2 protein-coding genes (1 of these 2 only partly in view) are annotated in these 24,550 nt (G+C 51.9%); both read right to left on the bottom strand.

All coding sequences use genetic code 11. The features are described 5' to 3' along the window. Positions 1-101 precede the first annotated feature (101 nt). Positions 102-521 (bottom strand): DUF1795 domain-containing protein, encoded by a 420-nt coding sequence (locus C6H66_RS22320; protein ID WP_105396766.1) that lies wholly within the window; start codon positions 519-521, stop codon positions 102-104. A 2,199-nt stretch (positions 522-2,720) separates the two neighbouring features. Continuing rightward, on the bottom strand, positions 2,721-24,550 hold the 3' portion of the coding sequence (locus tag C6H66_RS22315) for a non-ribosomal peptide synthetase (protein WP_146111100.1). Its footprint extends 6,868 nt past the window's final position; only the last 21,830 of its 28,698 coding nucleotides appear in the window; its start codon lies beyond the right edge, outside the window; the stop codon is at positions 2,721-2,723.

The raw sequence follows: 24,550 nt of genomic DNA, 5'->3' as shown, positions 1-24,550 counted from the left end.
CCCTGTGGCGGGGAGACGTGCACCGCGTGCTGGGCGCCAACCCGCGCTATCCGGGTGACGATTTCATCGCCAAGTGACATGGTGTTCCTCCTGTCAGGTCATCAGACCGCCTGAAAACTGTGGACAATTGCCAGCAGGGTATCACGCTGACCGTCTTCAAAAGGCGCGGGGGAGGTCAGGTTGAAGGTCAGCAGCAGCGGACCCCGGATTTGCAGTATCACGGTCTGGTACATGTCGCCTTCCGGGCTTTTCCACTGGTAATCCAGACGGCAGGCGGGTTGCTGGCTGAGGGTGATTTCGCCGCGCTGATGCTCCTGGTACCCGGGCAGATGGGTGCAAAACTGTTCCAGGGTCTGTTCATAGTAAGCGTGGTTATCCATGCCGGCGGGGACCGGGGTGCGGCTGACCACCAGATTGATGCCGCTGTCGTCCGGCAGCACAAAGACATTCATGGATTCATCCCGCCAGTTGTCTGGGATAGTCAGTGAGCCTTCATTCATTTGATAGGGGGTGTTTTCCATGTTTTTTCCGTTGTTGATTGAAACAGGTTGTCATGTTCCAGTGAACTTACCTGGCGCGGTCAGATAATAACAATCAGATAACAAGGTTAACTGAACGCATTATCAGGCCAGGGGAGCAGCTCATAAGCTGCCCCAAAGGTTAAAGCGCCTCGGGCAAGTTATGTCAGAACGATGAAAGCGCTGGCAGTTTGTGGCTGACAGTCTTATTGATAACCTGTATGAACAGGCAACGTCGGGGATATGCTATTGCTGTTTAAGCGTCTGGTTAAGATAACTCATCAGCCGTTTTATGTGTTTAATATCCAATCAAGAACATATAATAAAAAATTCAGATTGTCCCGTCTGTTTGGGTGATGAATATTTGATTAACTTAATAAATGTGACATAAATCCCAAATTTTTTACCCCGTTACGTTCACCCAACATCCGAATTTTATTAAACGAAAGCAACAGATACTGTATTAGGCTGTATTTACTTTTAGCGCTTCGATTATCACGGTGGAGTTTTCATTAATCATAAAACGAAAAAAGGTGTACTGACCGTTTTCATGGCCATGAAACTTCTTTTTTATCGCTTTTTGCTACCACCGGCAGGGTTTTAACGCTGTTTTTACTGTCTTTGATTTTTCGTTTTAGTGTTTTTTATTGACTTCGTAACGTTAAGATTCGCTCAGATTAAATCATGTGAGGTGGCGTTTTTCATCTTGTTTGAAAGCAAGGCGTGTCAGAAGTTTTCACTCATTCAGGTAAGATGAGAGACGCTTTATCCGCATATGATAAAACCGTTATTAAAAAGGCGTTTATGGTTTGTCAGTGTCGTTTTAAAAGCTGGAAAACATAGTCAGTGTGTGATGAAAAAACAGCTGAAAACTTTAATGATTAATGGTGAAAATAAGTGATTAAGGCTTTTAAAAACGGGTAAAAAATTCGCTGCTATATTGATATTGGCAGAGAAAACATCAGGCAAAACCGGTCATGAGTTGATTTAACAAAGTGACCGCGTTAATCCAATAATAAAAGTAAAAATATTTAACAGGATTAACCGAATGAAGTTTAAATATTATTAGCCTCTCGGTTATCTGCTCGGGTTTTAACGTTGAGGAGTGAAATACAGGGAAAACAGAAAACCTAAACATCAGTTTAATGGAAACGGGGAAGTTAACTACGTATCAGGAAACGAAAGAACATTAGGTTGATAAAAACTGCTTAATCAAAACCATCTATTAGATGCATTTTTGCTTTAAAAAATAGGAAAAACCCAGGAATGATGGTTGTTTTACCGATGCCATTTTTTTTTAACGTGATTAATTTTCTCTTTTTACTTGTATTTCCAGTTATTAGTGAATGCAAGCGTTTTTTTATCGCTAATTAATTCATCTGGGGATTTAAAAAGTAGGTCTCCCATTAATGCCCATTTTTTAAAAAGTACAGCGTGAATAAAGAGATTTATTCCCTGCTATAATGATTTAAAAGTGAGTATACAGAGAGATTAAAGATTTATATCAAAGGAAAATATGGGTTTAACTCAATAGATACTTTTTTATAAGGATAGTAACTTTCTGGTATTAAAAGTCCATTAACCATTAACAGAAAATTGAAAATAAATCAGCAGGTAAAATAATGTTATTCGGCCTGTTGATATTAAAATATTTTCTCACTGTTATTTTACTGAGTAAGTTATAAACATAACGCAATAAAAAGGAGGGTAAAACGGTTAATGTGACAGGATTTAACTTCTAAACAGCGCGTTGATTATCCGAAAAAGTATAAGGGGGTATCTTTAATCTCATCAAGCCATTGACTGGCCTAATTTATGCGAAAAATAACCTATAGAAATCGCTCAGAATTGAGCGTAAACAGCCTCTGCAAAGATAAAAAGCGGGTATGATTCACGTTGGTTAAATGTAAAACACGATATACCATGATGATTAAACTGAATAAAAACCAGGTATTAAAAGTGATAAAAACAACGGTTAAAACTTGATGCCGATTAAAATCAGAGATTAAAACAATGTTTTTAAAAACAGTTTAAAACCTGCCCGTCATAAAGCTATCAGTGAAAAATGAAAATCGGCTTTGTTTTTGTTAACGCGCATGCACCTTGGGAAAAGGATAAACAAAGAAAAATAATCCGGTATAAGAAATACACCGGATTATCATATCAAGGTTAAATTATTTAAAACGCCTGACTATATCAGTATTACGATGTCTCCTCATCACAACTGATTTCCAACGCCCTATTCAAAGCCTGAGCTAAAACAGTTTTATTCTCATCATCCTCCAATAAACTAAAATGGTTACCCGGTATCGCAATCAGCTCAAGCGAAGTATCAGCTATTATCTGCGCCCAACCTAACGACGGTTCCATGCTCACTGACTCCGATGTTTCATCCTCCATAAAAGAAATAGCGGGAGAAGGCTCTACCGCATAGAACTGATGCAGCGTTATTGCTAATGCTGGCGGCTCATAGTTCGCAACTATTTGCGCGTAATGTTCGATCTGCTCCCAACGTTTTGCGATCACATCAGCATGCAGATTTGCAGGATATAACGCCAATTCTTGTGCCGCTTCAATAAACTGCACAAAATTCAACTCATCGATTCTTCGGTATAACGCCGCAATCTCTTCCGTGTGCCCCTCCCCTGACTGTCGAGCCAGTTCAATAAAGAACCGATATTTAGGTTGTATGATCTGTTCCCCTAAATAATGAGGCGCAGGCACATCAATCAACCCAAGGAAATTGACTGCTTCACCCGCATTCAAAAGCTGCTGAGCAATAGCATAAGCCAATATTCCACCAGAAGAGTAACCACATAGCCGATAAGGTCCTTCCGGTTGAACAGCCTTTATCAAGGTGATCATTCTCGCCGCCTGTTGCTCCATTGTTGCCATCGGTTTTTCGTTAATAGACGGCCAAGGCAGCGCATAAATCGGGTGGTCCGATGGAATATGTCGAGCCAGCCCGAAGACATAGGAGTAATCACCCATGCCACTCGGCACAAAGAACAGCGGCAACCCTGCTCCATCAAGTCGTACCGATATGGCGCTGTTTTGCGGCTGAGACAACAGATCTGAGGTAATTTTCGCAGCCAGTTCAGTCAGCACCGGAAATTGGAACACAGCATTCAATGTGCAAACCAAACCCCGACCAGCGGCAAGATTTATCATTCGCATGGCAAGCAGTGAATGGCCGCCCAACGTGAAGAAGTTGTCATGCCGACTTATTTGTTCAACCCCCAGCAACTCACGCCAGATAGCCGCCAATGCGATTTCCGTTTCCCCTTGCGGCGCTTCATAACTCTGACGGGCAAACGCCTCATTGTCGGGAGCCGGCAAGGCCCGACGATCCAATTTACCGTTCGGCGTTAGCGGAAAAGCATCCAGCCGCACAAAAGCTGACGGCACCATATAGTCAGGTAAAGTGACACTCAAGTGGGTACGCAGGTTATTGGTCAGCCCCTCATCCGCTGGTACCACGACATAAGCAACCAGCCGTTTGTCCTGCCCATCCCCCAGCGCCAACACCGTCGCCTCACGCACCCCCGGATGCTCTATCAGACGTGTTTCAATTTCCCCCGGTTCAATGCGGAAACCACGGACTTTAACCTGCTGGTCGTTGCGGCCCAGGAATTCCAGGTTGCCATCCGGCAGGTAGCGGGCTAAATCCCCGGTACGGTACATACGAGCGCCCGGTTGATCACTAAACGGGTCCATCAGGAAACGTTCAGCGGTCAATTCCGGCCGATTCAGGTAGCCACGAGCAACAGCGACTCCCCCAATGTAAAGTTCACCCGTGACGCCCATTGGGACAGGTTCCCCGTAAGTATCGAGAATATAAATTTGGGTATTGGATATTGGGCGGCCAATCGGTACGTTATCAGCAAAACAGCTCGGGTGATTGACATCAAACACGGTACAACCCACGACGGTTTCGGTTGGGCCGTACTCGTTGATGATGCGTGATCCAGGCGATAATGTCCGCCAAAGTGCAATAGTGGAACTAGGCAGTGTCTCTCCACCCACGATAAAGCAGTGAGCGGGGCATTTTTGTCCCATAGTTTGCAATTTCTGCCCCATTGCCGAAAGATGACCGGGAGTAATTTTAACCAAAGCGCCTGATTCCATTGACAACAACGCAGAGAGCAATTCAACCAGCTCCTGCCCGTCACGGAGCAAATGGATCTTGCCGCCGCACAGTAAAGGCAGGTAAAGACTGGTGACCGTGGCATCAAAAGCTATCGATGACGAAACGATACTATTGAATTGCCTTTCAGTGAGGTAATCACTCCGCGCCCATAGCAGGTAGTTGCAGACACCACGATGTTCCAGCATCACGCCTTTCGGTGTTCCTGTCGAACCCGAGGTATAAATGACATACGCCAGATGTCGTGAAGTGAGTGCCGGTATCTGCGGGTTGTCGTCCTGCTGGTTGAGCAATGCATTTGGGTCAAGTACGGTGCGTTCTGCCAGTACCTTCTCACCCAACGCAGCACGCCCGGCTTTATCCGCCAGCAAAATAACCGGAGCGGCATCAGTCAGAATATGTACCAGACGCTCCCCGGTATAGACCGGATCTAGCGGCACATAGGCGCCGCCGGCTTTCAGTATCGCCAATATCCCCACCACCATTGCCGGTGAACGTGACACGCAAATCGCTACCCGTTGGTCCGGCTCGACGCCCAGAGCAATAAGTTGATGGGCCAGCCGGTTAGCACGGGCATTTAATTCCACATAACTGAGGGTGTGATCTTCATACACTAATGCTATCGCATCAGGGGTTTGCGCCACCTGCTGTTCAAACAATTGATGAATACACAACGTCTCTGGATACGCGGTTTTCGTTGCGTTCCAGGTTTCCAGCAACAGTGTACGCTCCGCTTCCGGCAGAATATTCAATGTCCGTACCGGTGTTTCCGGGGTCTGTTCCAATGCTTTCGCCAGGCTCTCCAGTGCCTGCTGCATATAACTGCATACTCGTTCCGGTTCAAACGGCTGAGCAACTTGGACGGTTAACCCCAAGGATTCGCCAAAATCCTCCACCGACAGCACTAATGGATAATTGGTTCGCTCCTGCGCATCAAGGAATTCAATGCCGTTTACAAGTTCATCCAACGTTGTCGAAAATGCATTGTGTCGATAGTTCAGCAAGCTGCTAAAGAGGGGGATCTCTCCCCGCACACCACTGCAACGCTGGGCCAACGCCAGTGACGCATGTTCATGCGCCAGTAATCCGGCCAGTCGGGTATGGGCGGCCAGCACACTCTCCCGTACCGGCGTATCATCGATGTCCAGCCGCAGCGGCAAGGTATTGATAAACAGCCCCATGCCATTGTCGGCGCCTTCACCTGCCTGCATCCGCCCAAACAGCACGGTGCCGAACACCACTTGCTCCTGATCGCTGGTACGCGACAACACCTGTGCCCAAGCCAGATGGCACAAGGCCGCCAGACTGACCCCCAAACGCCGGGCCTGACCACGCAGACGGTCATTCAGTTCAGGCGCCAGCATCCAGTGGGATTCCGTTACCTGTGAACCATCACGATGCACCTCCGTCAATCCGAATGGCAGCGTGGGGTCGTCCACCTCCGCCAACATTTCAGTAAAGAAGCGGGTATGTTCCTCCTGACTCATTCCCAACCGGGCCTCAGCCACTAAATTACGGAAAGAGACTGGGGAGGTCAGACTCTCCTCCCGTTCGGTAAGATACGCCTGAACCTCACTGTTCATCACGTCCAGCGTGGTATGGTCGCCAATCAGATGATGCAGCAATTGCAGTACTACCCAACGACCATCACTCTCCTGCGCCACCACAAACCGCAACAATGGCGCTTGATCCAGCTCAAGACGATAATGACGGGGATTAAAACGTTGAATCAGCTGATCACAAATCGGCCCATCCGCCGGGTCTAGCGTCAATTCAGTAACCGATAAAGGCGCCTGACGCCAGACGACCTGAGCCGGCACAGACAACTCTTGCCAGATAAAGGCGGTACGCAAAATATCGTGGCGATCAACAACTTGTTGTACTGCCGCCAGATAACGGTCCAGTAGAGTCCGATCAGCAAAGACCATCTGACCGGCTAACAAATAAGGGTCCCCTGCGTTTGCCAGTAAGTGGTGGAACAAAATACCGTCCTGCAACGGCGACAGGGCATAGATATCCTGAATGTTGCTTACTCCGCCCGGCACCTGTCTGACGATGCGGTCAATGTCAGCCTGAGTCAAATCAATCAGCGGCAACATCGCCGGCGTCAGGGCCGTAGTTGCCGAAGTGATGACGTTAGGCGGCACTATCACAGCCTGATGCTGTCCCAATGTTTTCGCCAGGTCTGACAGCACCGGTGATTGGAACAGATCACGCGCCGTCAGCGTCAATCCCAAGTGACGCAGGCGTTCAACCATCCGTATCGCAAGCAGCGAATGACCACCCAAGGCAAAAAAGCTGTCATACCGGCTGACCTGCTCAATCCCCAGTAATTCACGCCAGATAGCCGCCAACGCTATTTCTGTTTCTCCCTGAGGCGCGGCGTAAACTTGGTGGACAAAGGCGTCATTGTCCGGTTCCGGCAACGCTTGATGATCCAATTTACCGTTCGGCGTTAGCGGAAACGCATCCAGTCGTACAAAGGCCGACGGCACCATATAGTCAGGCAAAATGGCGCTTAGATGGGCACGCAAGCTGCTCGCCAGTCCGTCACGGGCTTCCGCCGCCACATAGGCCACCAGCCGTTTCTCCTGCCCTTCACCTCGTACCAATACCGCCGCCTCACGCACCGTTGGGTACTCTGCTAACCGGGCCTCAATTTCCTCCGGTTCAATGCGGAAACCGCGGATTTTAACCTGCTGATCATTGCGGCCCAGGAATTCCAGATTGCCATCCGGTAGATAGCGGGCTAAATCCCCGGTGCGGTACAGGCGGGCATCTGGGTTATCACTGAATGGATCAATCAGGAAACGTTCAGCGGTCAATTCTGGCCGATTAAGATAGCCACAGGCCACGCCATCTCCCCCGATATAAATCTCACCGACCACGCCTAACGGCGCCGGCTGACCATACGCGTCCAACAGATAAACCCGCGTGTTGGCTACCGGTCGACCGATAGGAACGCGAGCGGCTCCCGACGCTAATGCAGTGATACGGTATGTTGCCGTAAAGGTGGTGCCTTCACTCGGTCCATAGCCATTTAATAGCTGTTGTGGCGGACTGGTGTTCAGTACCTGGCCGATAACATGGGGATCAAGGGCATCTCCGCCGACAATCAGCAGCCTTATCTGTGGAAGAACCGGAGACAGCTCCGTCGCTAACTGGTTAAACAATCCGACGCTCAACCACAGAACCGTGATTCGTTGAATTTGTAGATCTTGTACAAACGCCTGCGGCGTCAACAAAGTAGCATGATCGATCACCACTAATGCGCCGCCATTGAGCAACGGCGCCCAGACTTCAAAGGTGCTGGCATCGAAAGCGGGATTGGCGGCAAAGGCTACCCGATCATCCGGCACGATTTCAGCATAGCCATTATTGATAACCAGCCGGACCACCGCACGATGCGGCACCAAGACGCCTTTAGGCATCCCGGTAGAACCGGAGGTGTACATGATATACGCTAATTCGGCGCTGGAACGCGGTAAGTCAAGGTTAAAGCGATCTTCTTCGCAGCCCGTATCTATTTCATCCGCGAGACGAAGCAGCGGCACAGTCAAGTTAGCCGGAATACCCGTCCGCATATCGGTAAGCAACAACTTGGCTGAACAATCACTGATCAGCCAGTTTTTCCGCTCATCCGGCACACTAGGATCTATCGGCACGTAAACGGCGCCGGCTTTAAGAATCGCCAATTGAGCCGCTACCAGTTCCATCGAACGCGCTAGCAGGAGCGCAATATGATCACCGGGACAAACTCCTTGTTCGATCAGTTGACGAGCCAGCCGGTTAGCACGGCTATTTAATTCGGCATAACTGAGGGTTAGCTCTTCATACACTAATGCTATCGCATTAGGCGTTTTCTCCACCTGTTGCTCAAACAACTGATGGATACATAACTTCTCAGGATAGGCGGTTTCCGTGGCGTTCCAAGTTTCCAACAACAACCTACGCTCCGCCGGGGACAAGATATCAATTTCTCCGACCGGCTGTTGAGAGTCAGCCGCCATCGCTTGCAATACTGCATACAGATATCCTACCTGCCGCTCCATTGTCGATGGATCAAACAGGGAGGCGGCAAAATTCAACTCCCCAACAATCCTGCCCTCCTCCTCTGACAAGCTTAGTTCAAGATCAAACTTGACAACATCAACGGCTTGATTGACCGGCGACACCGCCAGCCCCGGTAATCCCCACTCCGTGTTCTCATTGTTCTGCCAGACAAACATCACCTGGAACAATGGGGTATGCGCCAGTCGGCGCGGCGGTTGCACAATTTCCACCACCTGTTCAAACGGTAAATCCTGATGCTCCTGAGCTGTCAATGCGGTTTGCCGAACTCGCGCCAGTAATTCCGTCACCGTCAGTTCACCCGATAAATCCATGCGCAACGCTAACGTATTGACAAAGAAACCAATCAACGGCTCTACTTCCTGACGATTGCGACCCGCGCTCGGGGTGCCAATCACCACATCTTCCTGACCTGACAAGCGCGATAGAACCACCGCCCACGCTGACAACAGCGTCATAAATAAGGTGACGCCGTGCTGTTCACTCAGGCGCTTAAGGGTGGTCGTTAACGCCGCATCCAAGTTAATCGGCACGGACTGCCCAACAAACGACTGCTCCGGCGGTCGAGGCCGATCTGTCGGCAAATCTAGCAAGACTGGCGCATCAGCCAACATTGTCCGCCAATAGTCTGACTGAACCTGAATACGTTCAGCCGATAACCACTGACGTTGCCAGGCGGCGTAATCCGGGTATTGAATCGCCAATGGCGGCAATGGATCGGATTGCCCATCCATAAACGCCGTATAGAGTGTGTTCAGCTCCTGTATCAGCACATTGGCAGACCAGCCATCGGAAATTATGTGATGCAGGGTCAGCAAAAACTGATATTCGTCATCGGTGATACGGATGAGCGCCGCACGAATAAGCGGGCCGCTTTCAAGGTCAAATGACGCATGGGCTTCCTCTACGCTCAAACGCTCAAGAACAACATCAGCATCCGGTATCCCGCGCAGGTCATATTGAGATAATAGTAAGCCGCTATCCGGCTCCAACAGATGTACTTGTGGCTGACCATCTACAGAGACAAAAACCGAACGTAACGCTTCATGGCGGTCAAATAAGGTATCCAGCGCTTTTTGCCAAGCCATGACATCCAATTGTCCAGATAAACGCAGGGCCATCGGGATATGATAAGTTTCACTGACGCCCTCAAGCTGTGCCAAGAACCACAGGCGCTGTTGAGCAAATGACAACGGTAACGCCCCATCACGGGATATCGGCAAGATATTATCCGGTTGACCGGGCCGGGCCTTCATAACCTCAGCAAACGCCCTTAACGAAGGAGACTTAAACAAGGTCGTTAGCGGCAGTTCGATACCCAAAGCCGCTACCCGGTTCATCACCCGCACCGCCAGCAACGAATGGCCGCCCAGAGCAAAGAAATTGTCATACCGGCTGATCTGTTCAACACCTAAGACTTCACGCCAAATCGCCGCCAGAGCCATTTCCATTGCTCCCTGTGGCGCTTCGTAAATCTGACGGGCAACGGCTTCATTGTCTGGCGCCGGTAACGCTTGACGATCCAATTTACCGTTCGGCGTCAATGGCAGTGCATCCAGCCGCACAAAGGCCGACGGCACCATGTAATCAGGCAACTGAATACTCAGATGTTCGCGTAAACGGTTAATCAACCCCTCATCGGCTTCCGCTACCACATAGGCCACTAGTCGTTTTTCCTGCCCTTCCCCTTGCGCCAATACCACCGATTCACTCACCGCCGGGTGTTCCACCAACCGGGATTCAATTTCCCCCGGTTCAATGCGGAAGCCGCGGATTTTAACCTGCTGGTCGTTACGGCCAAGGAATTCCAGATTGCCGTCCGGCAAATAACGGGCTAAATCCCCGGTGCGGTACATCCGGGCATCCGGCATATCACTAAACGGATCAATCAGGAACCGCTCCGCCGTCAAGTCTGGGCGATTGAGGTAGCCACGCGCCACCCCCGCGCCCCCGATATAAATTTCCCCCACTACACCCAACGGCACCGGTTGACCATACTCGTCCAGTAAATAAAGACGGGTGTTGGCTATCGGACGGCCGATACTTTCAATGATTCGGTCGCCTCGCTGTATCGGCAACCAGGCTGAATAGGTGGTCGTTTCAGAAGGTCCATAGAGATTACACAGCCGCTGTATTTGTGTTTCTGCGAAAATCTGTTCAATTAAGGCGCCTTTGAGCGGTTCCCCCGCCAGATTGACAGTATGAACCGACGCCATCAGCGCCTGAGCCTGCAATAACGGTTTCATTGCTGACGGGACTGAGTTGATCAAGGTCACCGGCAGGGCATGCTGCATCAATGACAAGGCACCCTCTACCAGATGAATCGCCGCGCCACGAGACAACGGCATAAAACATTCGAAAATGGACAGGTCGAAACTCATCGACGTCGAGAAAAGCACCTCGTGGATCTCTTCCGTCTCAAAGGCCCGCTGCGCCCAGTACAGGAAGTTAACCGCATTGCGGTGCTCAATCATCACCCCTTTGGGCACCCCCGTGGAGCCGGAGGTGTAAATCACATAGGCCAGATGCCGGGAAGTCAGCGCAGGCACCCGCGGATTATTGTCCGGCTGATCAGGCAGAGTATTCGGGTCCAGTACCGTTAGTCCAGCCAGCGCTTCCTCACCCAGTACAGCCCTGCCAACCTCATCCGCCAGCACCACCATTGGGGCCGCATCATGCAGGACATGTGTCAGACGCGCGCCAGGATAAGACGGGTCTAGCGGCACATAGGCTCCGCCCGCTTTCATCACCGCCAGCAATCCCACTACCATTGCCGGTGAACGCGCCACACAAATCGCCACCCGTTGGTCAGGTGCGACGCCCAGTGCGATAAGTTGATGGGCCAGACGGTTGGCGCGGGCATTTAATTCGGCATAACTGAGGATTTGTTCTTGATACACTAACGCTATCGCGTCAGGGGCTTGCTCCACCTGTTGTTCAAACAACTGGTGAACACATAACATCTCAGGATAGGTAGTTTCCGTCGCGTTCCAAGTTTCGAGCAACAGCGTACGTTCCGCTTTCGGCAAGATTTCCAATGCCCTCACAGGCATGTCCGGCACTCGCTCAAGGGCATCCACCAGACTTTCCAGCGCTCGCTGCATATAACCGCATAGACTTTCAGGATCAAACGGTTGCACGACCTGAGCCGTCAGCCCCAAGGATTCGCCAAAATCCTCCACTGATAGCATTAACGGATAGTTAGTCCGCTCCTGCCCACCAATAAATTCAATACCGCTGATGATGTCATCCGACGCTGCCAGCAAGGTGTTATGCCGATAGTTCAGCAAGCTATTAAAGAGAGGAATTTCACCTTGCACACCGCTGCAACGCTGGGCCAGCGCTAGCGACGCGTGCTCATGTTCTAATAGTCCGGCTAGTCGAGCATGGGCGGCCTGCACGCTGCTCCGTACTGGGGTCTCATCGATATCCAGCCGCAACGGCAAGGTATTAATAAACAGCCCCATGCTATTGTCTGCCCCTTCCCCGGCCTGCATACGCCCAAACAGCACCGTACCAAACACAACATTCTTCTGACCGCTGGTACGCGCCAACACCTGCGCCCAAGCCAGATGACACAAGGCCGCCAGACTGACGCCCAGATGTCTCGCCTGATGACGCAAACGGTCATTTAATCCAGCTGGCAACATCCGGTGAACTTCCGCCACTTGCGAACCATCACGACGCACTTCCGTCAAACCAAACGGCAGAGTCGGTTCATCTACCGCCGCTAACATGTCAGTAAAGAAACGAGTATGCTCTTCCTGACTTACCCCCAACCGGACCTGAGCCACCAGATTGCGGAACGGTGTCGGCGCAGGCAGATTATCCTCCTGGCCTGTCAGGTACGCCTGCACTTCGCGGTGCATCACCTCCATCGTTTCATGATCGCCGATCAAGTGATGATGCAATTCCAGCAACAACCAACGACCATCGGTTTCCCGAGCGATGACAAAACGCAACAACGGCGCTTCGCTCAGGTCGAGACGATGATGACGCGGATCAAAACGCTGGGTTAACTGCTCGCTGACCGGGCCGTCCGCTGGATTTAATGTCAATTCCGTCACCGACAATGGGGCCTGACGCCAGACCACTTGCGCCGGGACTGACAATCCCTGCCAGAGAAACGCGGTACGTAGAATATCGTGCCGATCAATTATCTGTTGAACCGCCGCCAGATAACGATCCAATAGCGCTCGGTCAGCAAAAACCATCTGCCCCGTCAACAGATACGGATCACCTTCATTTGCCAACAGATGGTGGAACAAAATGCCATCCTGCAACGGCGACAGCGCATAGATATCCTGAATATTGGCGATCCCGCCCGGCACTTGCCCGACAATGTGATCAATATCAGCTTGGGTCAAATCAATCAGCGGCAACATCGCCGGCGTCAGCACCGTAGTATCCGGTGTAATACGGTTGTCAGGCACCTGAATTTCATTATGCTGAACCAGAGATTGTGCCAAAATACAGAGTGTCGGATGCTGGAATAATGTTTTTACCGATATACTCAGACCAATACGCCGCAATCGTTCAATCATGCGCACAGCAAGCAGCGAATGACCACCCAGCGCAAAGAAACTGTCATGTCGGCTAATCTGCTCAACACCCAGTAACTCACACCAGACAGCCGCCAACATCGTTTCTATCTTCCCTTGCGGGGCTTCATAGATCTGACGGGCAAACGCCTCCTCCCCCGGCGCCGGCAACGCCCGGCGATCCAACTTGCCATTCGGGGTCTGCGGTAAAGTATCCAGCCGCACAAAAGCTGCCGGTACCATATAGTCAGGTAAAACCGCACTCAAATGTTCACGCAAACGGACTGCCAACCCTTCATTCGCTTCCGCCGCCACATAGGCGACCAGCCGTTTGCTCTGCTCATCCTCCCACACCAGCACCGCCGCCTCTTGCACCGCCGGGTGTTCCTCCAACCGGGTTTCAATTTCTCCCAGCTCAACCCGGAAGCCGCGAATTTTAACCTGATGGTCGTTACGCCCCAAGAATTCCAGGTTGCCATCCGGCAAGTAGCGGGCCAAATCCCCAGTAACATACATCCGTGCGCCAGATACCGGGCTAAAAGGGTCCGGTATAAAACGTTCCGCGCTCAGTTCCGGCTGGTTAAGATAACCCCGCGCCACACCCACGCCGCCAATATACATTTCGCCAACGCCACCCAACGGCACTAACTGACCGTATTTGTCCAGCAAGTAAACGCAGGTATTTTTAAGCGGCCGACCGATAGAACAATCATCGGTTGGAGATAAAATCTCCTTACAAGTCGCTGTTACGGTATTTTCCGTCGGGCCATAAGCGTTCAATAGTCGGGGTCGGTGGAGTTCTCGCACAAACCAGTCCTGAATGGCGCTCTTTTTGACCGCCTCACCGCCAATGATAATGAGCCGGAGACAATCCGGCAGCGGTAATGCATTATCGTCTCTGGCAACCAGTTCGGACCAAAATAACGCCGGTAAAGACAGCACTGTGATACGGTGCTGCCAGGTTAAGGCAATAAACTCCGACATCGACGTCAGCCAACTATCATCACGCATGACCAGCGTGGCTCCGTTGCATAATGTCGAGAAACACTCTTCCACCGAAACGTCAAATGCAAAAGAAGCAAATTGCAACATCCGATCTTGTGCCGTAACCGCATAAGACTCATTAAAACCCAAATGACGCTGATACACCGCCTGATGTTCCACCATCACCCCTTTCGGCTGTCCCGTTGAGCCGGAGGTATAGATGATGTAAATCAGATGCTGCGGCGTCAACGCAGCTACCTGCGGGTTGCGATCCGACTGATCTGGCAAGGTATTCGGGTCAAGTACCGTCAGCCCGCTCAACGCTTCGTCACCCAGCGCTGCCCGTCCAGTCGCATCAGCCAATACCACTGACGGAGTAGTATCATTCAGGATATACGCCAAACGTTCTAGCGGATAAGTTGGGTCCAGCGGCACATAGGCGCCACCGGCTTTCAACACCGCCAACAGCGCCACCACCATCACCGGTGAACGTGACACACAAATCGCCACCGGCTGGTCAGGTACGACACCCAATGCGATAAGCTGATGGGCCAACCGGTTAGCGCGGGCATTTAATTCGGCATAACTGAGGGTTTGCTCTTGATACACCAGCGCCGTGGCTTCCGGGGTTTGCTCCACCTGTTGTTCAAACAATTGATGAATGCATAACGCCTCAGGATAGGTGGTTCCCGTCGCGTTCCAGGTTTCCAGCAATAGCTTGCGCTCCGCCGGGGCCAGAATATCAATTTCTCCGATCGGCTGTTGAGGGTTAACCACCATCGCTTGCAACACCGCGTGCAGATATCCCACCTGTCGTTCCATTGTTGCCGAATCAAACAGGGCAGAGGCATAACTCAGCGCCCCAACAATCCTGCCCTCCTCCTCTGCCAATCCCAGTTCAAGATCAAACTTGACAATATCAAAAGCTTGATAGACCGGTGAGACTGCCAGCCCCGGTAATTCCCATTCCGAGTTCTCATTGTTATGCCAGGCAAACATCACCTGGAATAACGGGGTATGAGCCAGTCGGCGCGGCGGCTGCACAATTTCCACCACCTGTTCAAACGGCAAATCCTGATGCTCCTGAGCCGTCAATGCGATTTGCCGAACTCGCGCCAGTAATTCCGTCACGGTCAGCTTGCCTGATAAACCAATACGCAACGCCAACGTATTGACAAAGAAACCAATCAACGGTTCCACTTCCTGACGACCACGGCCTGCGCTCGGCGTGCCAATCACCACATCTTCCTGACTTGACAAACGTGACAGAACCACCGCCCAGGCTGACAACAGCGTCATGAATAAGGTGACGCCCTGCTGCTCACTCAGGCGCTTAAGGGCGGTCGTTAATTCAACATCTAAGTTAACCGGCACGGCATCTCCGGCAAACGACTGCTCCGGCGGACGGGGCCGGTCAGTGGGCACATCCAATAGAACCGGCGCGTCAGCCAACATTGCACGCCAATAGTCGGATTGAACCTGAACCCGTTCAGCCGACAACCACTGACGCTGCCAGGCGGCGTAATCCGGGTATTGAATCGCCAACGGCGGCAACGTATCCGGCTGCCCAGTCATAAACGCCGTATAGAGCGCGTTCAGTTCCTGTATCAGTACATTGCCAGACCAGCCATCAGAAATAATATGATGCTGAGTCAGTAAAAATTGATATTCGTCATCGGTGAGCCGGATGAGAGCGGCACGGATAAGCGGGCCGCTTTCGAGGTCAAATGACGCATGGGCCTCCTCCGTGCTCAGGCGCTCAAGAACTTCATCAGCATCCGAAACTCCGCGCAGGTCATATTGAGATAACAGTAAGCCGCTATCCGGTTCCAACAGTCGCACTTGCGGTTGACCATCTACAGAGACAAAGACAGAACGTAACGCTTCATGGCGGGCAAACAAGGTATCCAGCGCCTTTTGCCAAGCCATGATATCCAGTTGACCAGACAAACGCAGGGACATCGGGATATGATAAGTTTCACTGACGCCCTCAAGCTGCGCCAGGAACCACAGGCGTTGTTGAGCAAATGATAACGGTAATTCCCCTTCACGGGATATCGGCAGGATGGACGGCAGAATAATGTCCGGCTGTCCCATCCGGGCTTGCATAACCTCAGCAAATGCCTTTAATGAAGGGGATTTAAACAGAGTGGTTAATGGTAGTTCGATACCCAAAGCGGCTACCCGGTTCATCACTCGCATCGCCAATAACGAGTGACCGCCCAGAGCAAAGAAATTGTCATACCGGCTGATCTGTTCAACACCTAAGACTTCACGCCAAATCGCCGCCAGGGCTATTTCCGTTTCCCCTTGTGGCGCTTCATAAGTTTGACGAGCCACGGCGTCACTGTCCGGTGCCGGTAACGCCCGACGATCCAGCTTGCCATTCGGCAGTAACGGGAATGTATCCAGCCGCACAAAAGCCGTTGGCACCATATAATCAGGCAAAACAGCACTCAGGTGGGCACGCAGGCTGTTCACCAGCCCATCATCCTCTGGCGCCACGACATAGGCAACCAGCCGTTTCTCTTGTCCTTCACCCTGCGCCAATACCACCGATTCATTCACCGCCGGGTGTTCCGCCAACCGGGCTTCAATTTCCCCCGGTTCAATGCGGAAGCCGCGGATTTTAACCTGCTGGTCGTTACGGCCCAGGAATTCCAGATTGCCGTCCGGCAGATAACGGGCTAAATCCCCGGTGCGGTACATACGGGCATCTGGGTTACTACTGAATGGATCAACAAGGAAACGTTCGGCGGTCAATTCAGGGCGGTTCAGATAGCCACGCGCCACACCGGCGCCACCAATATATATTTCGCCAATACTGCCTAATGGCACAGGCTGGCCATATCTGTCCAGCAAGTATATGCCAGTATGGCTAACTGGTCGGCCTATAGAACACGCATCTTCCGCGGATAATATCGCCTGACAGGTCGCAATGACGGTATTTTCCGTCGGGCCATAAGTATTTAATAATCGTGGACGAGGCTCTGCCTGCGCAAACCACGCCTGAATGGCGCTCTTCTTCACCATCTCGCCACCAATAATGATTAATCTGAGGCAATCCGGTAGCAATAATGTCCTGTCTCTGGCTGCCAGTTCAGACCAGAACAGGGTTGGCAGAGACATCACGGTGATTTGATTCTGCCGGGCTAAGGTGATAAACGCCGACACAGAAGCCAGCCAACTATCATCACGAATCACCAGCGTGGCGCCATTGCATAATGACGAAAACAATTCTTCGACGGACGCATCGAAAGCAAAAGAGGAAAATTGCAGCATCCGGTCTTGTGCCGTGACGGCATAGGTCTGATTAAAACCGAAATAGCGTTGATAAATAGCCTGATGTTCCACCATTACACCTTTCGGCATGCCGGTAGAGCCAGAAGTATAGATAACATACGCCAGATGTTGTGGAGTCAGTGCAATCCCTTGTGGATTGCTGTCCGGTTGGTCAGGCTGAATATTCGGATCTAATACCGTTAACCCGACCAATGCCTCTTCGCTCAGAGCCGATCGTCCAATCTTATCCGCCAACACCACTGACGGGGCAACATCATTCAGGATATGCGTCAGACGTTCCCCCGGATAAGTTGGGTCCAACGGCACATACGCCCCTCCGGCTTTCAGTATCGCCAACAGTCCCACTAGCATCGCTGGTGAACGTGTTGCACAAATCACTACCCGCTGGTCCGGTACGACTCCCAGCGTAATCAGTTTGTGAGCAAGACGGTTAGCTCTGCTATTGAGTTCAGCATAGCTGAGGATTTGTTCTTGATACTCTAACGCCGTGGCCTCTGGGGTTTGCTCCACCTGTTGTTCAAACAACTGATGAATACATAACATCTCAGGATACGCGGTTTCAGTGGTATCCCACATTTCCAGCAACAGCTTTCGCTCCACCTCTGGCAAAATATTTAATGCCCGCACCGGCGTCTCAGGCCGCCGTTCAAGTGCTTCCGCCAGACTTTCCAGCGCCTGCTGCATATAACCGCATATGCGATCCGGATCAAACGGCTGGACAATTTGAGCCGTCAGCCCCAGAGCATCGCCAAAATCCTCCACTGACAGGGTAAACGGATAGTTAGTCCGCTCCTGCCCACTTAAGAATTCAATGCCCTTCATTGTTTCATCCGGCGCTACCAGAGAGAGGTTATGCCGGTAGTTTAATAATGCGTTGAAGAGCGGCGTACCACTAGCGACACTGCTGCAACGCTGCGCCAGCGCCAGAGACGCATGCTCATGAGCTAATAATCCAGCCAATCGGGTATGAGCGGCCTGCACACTGTCTCGTACCGAGGTCTCATCGATATCCAACCGCAGCGGCAAGGTATTAATAAACAGCCCCATGCCGCTGTCGGCCCCATCTCCCGCCGCCATGCGCCCAAACAGCACCGTGCCAAACACCACTTGTTCCTGCTCGCTGGCGCACGATAGTACCTGTGCCCAGGCCAGATGACACAAGGCCGCCAGACTGACGCCCAACTGTCTCGCCTGATGACGTAAACGGTTATTGAGTTCGACTGACAACATCCGGTGCGATTCCGTCACCTGTGATCCATCACGATATACCTCCGTCAAACCAAACGGCAAGGTCGGTTCATCTACCTCGACTAACATGTCAGTAAAGAAGCGGGTATGTTCTTCCTGACTGACGCCTAACCGGGCCTGTGCCACCAGATTGCGGAAAGGTGTCGGCACTGGCAGACTCTCCTCCTGCCCGTTCAGATAAGCTTGTACTTCACGGTTCATTACGTCCAACGTGGTATGGTCGCCAATCAGATGATGCAACAATTGCTGTACAATCCAGCGGCCATCAACCTCTTGCGCCACCACAAAGCGCAATAACGGCGCCTCGCCCAAATCGAGACGATGATGACGAGGGTCAAAACGCTGGGTTAACTGATCACAAGCTCGCCCATCCGCCGGATTCAAATCCAGTTCCATCACTGACAAAGCGGCTTGACGCCAGACCACCTGAACCGGTACAGACAACTCTCGCCAGATAAAGGCGGTACGCAGGATATCATGGCGATCAACCACCTGTTGTACCGCCGCCAGATAACGGTCTAGCAAAGCGCGATCAGCAAAGGCTATCTGACTGACCACCAGATACGGATCACCTTCGTTTGCCAATAAGTGGTGGAACAAAATACCATCCTGCAACGGCGACAAGGCATAAATATCCTGAATATTGGTCATCCCGCCCGGCACTTGCCCGACGATACAGTCAATGTCAGCTTGGGTCAGATCTACCAGCGGCAACATCTCCGGCGTAATTGTCGTCGTCGCTGACGTAATCACATTCGGCGGCACTGCCACAGCCCGATATTGCCCTAACGTTTGGGCCAGTTCAGATAACACCGGTGACTGGAATAGGTCACGCACTGCCAGTGTCAGCCCCAGGTGACGCAGACGTTCAATCATCCGCACAGCAAGCAGAGAATGGCCGCCCAGCGCGAAGAAGCTATCGTACCGGCTAATCTGTTCTATACCTAATAACTCACGCCAGATAGCCGCCAATGCGATTTCCGTTTTCCCTTGGGGCGCTGCATAAATCTGACGGGCAAAAGCCTCGCCGTCCGGCGCCGGTAGCGCCCGACGATCCAGCTTACCATTCGGCGTTAACGGGAAAGCATCCAGCCGCACAAAGGCTGACGGTACCATGTAGTCAGGCAACATTTTACTCAGGTGAGTACGCAAACTATTCACCAACCCGTCATCCACTGGCGCCGCCACATAAGCAACCAAACGTTTATCCGGCCCATCCCCCAGTGCCAGCACAGCCGCCTCACGCACCGCCGGGTGCTCTATCAGACGTGTTTCAATTTCCCCCGGCTCAATGCGGAAACCACGGATTTTAACCTGCTGGTCGTTGCGGCCCACAAACACTAAATCCCCCTTCGGCAGGTAACGGGCCAAATCTCCGGTACGGTACATCCGGGCATCCGGTCGATCACTAAACGGATCAATCAGGAAACGTTCCGCTGTCAGCTCTGGGCGATTCAAATAACCACGGGCCACACCGGCACCACCCACATACAACTCACCCTCCGCTCCTAACGGCACCGGCTGGCCATATTTATCCAACAGATAGAGGGTTAAATCCGGAATACGCGCACCAATAGGACTGGTTATCTGTTCCACATCATGCGGATTCAGTTCCCGATAAGTCACATGAACCGTTGTCTCCGTGATACCGTACATATTCACTAACTGCGGTGACGTCTCTTCACGCAGGCGATACCACGGCCGTAACATACCGGGTTCAAGAGCTTCTCCTCCAAAGATGATATAACGCAACTGGTCCGGTAATGGGTTATCAACATAACTGGCAATAAAGGCTTTGAAAGCGCTCGGCGTCTGATTCAATACCGTGATACCGTGCTGGCACACGAATTGATGCAGCTCTTGAGGGGAACAGGCAATCGCGTGCGGCACCAGAACCAGTTTAGCGCCGTAACGTAACGCCCCCCATAATTCCCACACCGAGAAGTCAAATGCAATGGAATGGAACAGGCACCAAACATCTTGCCGGTTAAAGTGATACCAGGATTCAGTCGCCTCAAACAAACGCAGAATATTACGATGTTCGACCATCACCCCCTTCGGCGTGCCGGTTGAGCCAGAGGTGTAAATCACATACGCCAAATGCCGGGAAGTCAATGTAGATAGCTGTGGATTACCATCCGGTTGATCAGGCAAGATATTGGGGTCGAGTACAGTCAGACCAGCCAGCGTTTTCTCGCCCAGTGCATCATGTCCGATATCATCCGCCAGCACCATAGCCGGAGCGGCATCGGTCAGAATATGCGCCAAACGCTCCCCGGTATAAACCGGGTCCAACGGCACATAGGCGCCACCGGCTTTCAGTATTGCCAATACTCCCACCACCATTGCCGGCGAACGTGACACGCAAATCGCCACTCGCTGATCCGGCTCTACGCCCAACGCAATAAGCTGATGGGCTAACCGGTTAGCACGGGCATTTAATTCCGCATAACTGAGCGCCTGATCTTCATACACTAACGCTATCGCATCAGGGGTTTGCTCCACCTGTTGTTCAAATAATTGATGAATACATGACACATCAGGATATGTGGTTTCCGTTGCGTTCCAGGTTGTTAACAACAATGTACGCTCCGCTTCCGGCACAATTTTTAACTGATGTACCGACATTTTCGGCGCCTGTTCTAGTGCTTCTACCAAGCTCTCCAGTGCCTGTTGCATGTAGCCGCATATCCGTTCTGGTTCAAACGGCTGGACAACTTGAGCGGTCAATCCCAATGCTTCGCCAAAATCCTCCACCGACAGTACTAACGGGTAGTTAGTTCGCTCATGTGCCTCAAGAAACTCAATACCGTCTATCTGTCCATCTGACGTTGCCGACAAGGCATTATGTCGATAGTTCAGCAAGCTACTAAAGAGGGGGATCTCGCCCTGCACGCCACTGCAACGCTGGGCCAGCGCCAGTGAAGCATGTTCATGTTCTAATAATCCGGCCAGTCGGGTATGAGCGGCCCGTACACTGTCCTGTACCGGCGTATTATCGATGTCCAACCGTAACGGCAAGGTATTGATAAACAGCCCCATGCCATTGTCGGTACCCTCTCCCGTCGCCATGCGTCCAAACAGCACGGTACCGAACACCACTTGCTCCTGATCGCTGGTATGCGACAACACCTGTGCCCAGGCCAGATGGCACAACGCCGCCAGACTGACGCCCAAACGCCGAGCCTGACCGCGCAGGCGATCATTCAGTTCAGGCGCCAACATCCGATGGGATTCCGCCACCTGTGAACCATCACGATGTACTTCCGTCAAACCAAACGGCAGCGTCGGTTCATCCACACCAGCCAACATCTCGCTAAAGAAGCGAATATGTTCCGTTTGACTGACACCCAACCGAGCCTGTGCCACCAGATTGCGGAAAGGCGTCGGCACAGGCAAGCTCTCCTCCTGTCCGTCCAGATAAACTTGAACTTCACGGTTCATCACGTCCAGCGTGGTATGGTCGCCAATCAGGTGATGCAGTAATTGCTGTACCATCCAGCGCCCATCATCCCCTTCCTGTGCCACCACAAACCGCAACAATGGCGCTTGATTCAAGTCAAGACGATAATGACGGGGATTAAAACGTTGAGTCAGTTGATCACAAATCAGGCCATCCGCCGGGTTCAGCGTCAATTCAGTGACCGATAAAGGCGTCTGACGCCAAACCACTTGAACCGGCACAGATAATCCTTGCCAGAGAAAAGCAGTACGCAGGATATCGTGACGTTCAATCACCTGTTGCACTGCCGCTAAATAACGGTCTAGCAAAGAGCGATCAGCAAAAGCCATCTGACTGATCACCAGATAGGGATCACCTTCGCTTGCCAATAAGTGGTGGAACAAAATACCGTCCTGCAACGGCGACAGGGCATAAATATCCTGAATATTGGCCATCCCACCCGGCACTTGCCCAACGATACCGTCAATGTCAGCCTGAGTCAGATCTACCAGCGGCAACATTCCCGGCGTAATTGTCGTCGTCGCTGACGTAATGACATTTGGCGGTACCACCACAGCCCGATGCTGCCCCAACGTTTGCGCCAATTCAGACAACACTGGAGACTGGAACAAGTCACGTACTGCCAGTGTCAGCCCCAGGTGACGCAGACGTTCAATCATTCGTACTGCCAGCAGAGAATGACCCCCCAGCGCGAAGAAGCTATCGTGCCGACTGATCTGTTCAATACCTAACAACTCACGCCAGATAGCCGCCAATGTGGTTTCTGTCTCCCCTTGCGGCGCTGCATAAATCTGACGAGCAAAAGCCTCGCCGTCCGGGGCCGGCAAGGCCCGACGATTCAATTTACCGTTCGGCGTTAGCGGAAACGCATCCAGCCGTACAAAGGCCGACGGCACCATATAATCCGGTAAAATAGCGCTTAGGTAGGTACGCAGGCTATTCGCCAGCCCCTCATCCGCGGGCGCCACGACATAAGCAACCAGACGCTTATCTCGCTCTTGACCCAATGCCAACACCACCGATTCACTCACCGCTGGGTGTTCTACCAATCGAGCCTCAATTTCACCCGGTTCAATGCGGAAACCGCGGATTTTAACCTGCTGGTCGTTGCGGCCCACAAACACCAAATCCCCTTCCGGCAGGTAACGGGCTAAATCTCCAGTACGATACATACGAGCGCCCGGTTGCTCACTAAACGGATCAATCAGGAAACGTTCCGCCGTCAGCTCCGGGCGATTCAGATAACCCCGTGCGACACCACCCCCTCCAACATACAATTCACCTGTTACCCCTAACGGCACCGGCTGACCGTATTTATCCAATAGATAGAGGGTTAGATCCGGAATGCGCGTACCAATAGGACTGGTTATCTGTTCCACATCATGCGGATTCAGTTCCCGATAAGTCACATGAACCGTCGTCTCCGTGATACCGTACATATTCACCAGCCTTGGTGAGGTCTCTTCACGCAGGCGATACCACGGTCGCAACATACCCGGGTCGAGGGCTTCTCCCCCAAAGATGATATAACGCAACTGGTCCGGTAATGGATTGTCAACATAACTGGCAATAAAGGCTTTGAAAGCGCTCGGTGTCTGATTCAACACCGTAATACCGTGCTGACACACGAATTGATGCAGCTCTTGAGGGGAGCGAGCGATCGCATGCGGCACCAGAACCAGTTTAGCGCCATAGCGTAACGCCCCCCATAATTCCCATACCGAGAAGTCAAACGCAATGGAATGGAACAGGCACCAAACATCTTGCCGGTTAAAACGATACCAAGATTCCGTCGCCTCAAACAAACGCTGGATATTACGATGCTCGACCATCACCCCCTTCGGCGTCCCCGTCGAGCCCGAGGTGTAAATGACATAAGCCAGATGCTGTGCGGTTAATGCCGGTACCTGTGGGTTACTATCCGGCTGATCAGGCAAAATATTAGGATCGAGCACCGTTAGCGCAGCCAGCGTTTTTTCATCCAGCGCACTACGCCCGGTATCATCCGCCAGCACCATAGCCGGCGCGGCATCAGTCAAAATATGCGCCAAACGCTCCCCGGTATAAACCGGGTCCAACGGCACATAGGCGCCACCGGCTTTCAGTATTGCCAATACCCCCACCACCATTGCCGGCGAACGCGACACGCAAATCGCCACTGGCTGATCGGGCACAACGCCCAGTGCGATAAGCTGATGAGCCAACCGGTTAGCACGGCTATTTAATTCGGCATAACTAAGGGTTTGATCTTCATACACTAACGCTAGCGCGTCAG

The sequence above is a fragment of the Photorhabdus hindustanensis genome (assembly GCF_002968995.1).
Lineage (GTDB): Bacteria > Pseudomonadota > Gammaproteobacteria > Enterobacterales > Enterobacteriaceae > Photorhabdus > Photorhabdus akhurstii.
Note: the sequence above shows the minus strand (reverse complement) of the source record. Positions and strands in the feature narration are given on the sequence as shown.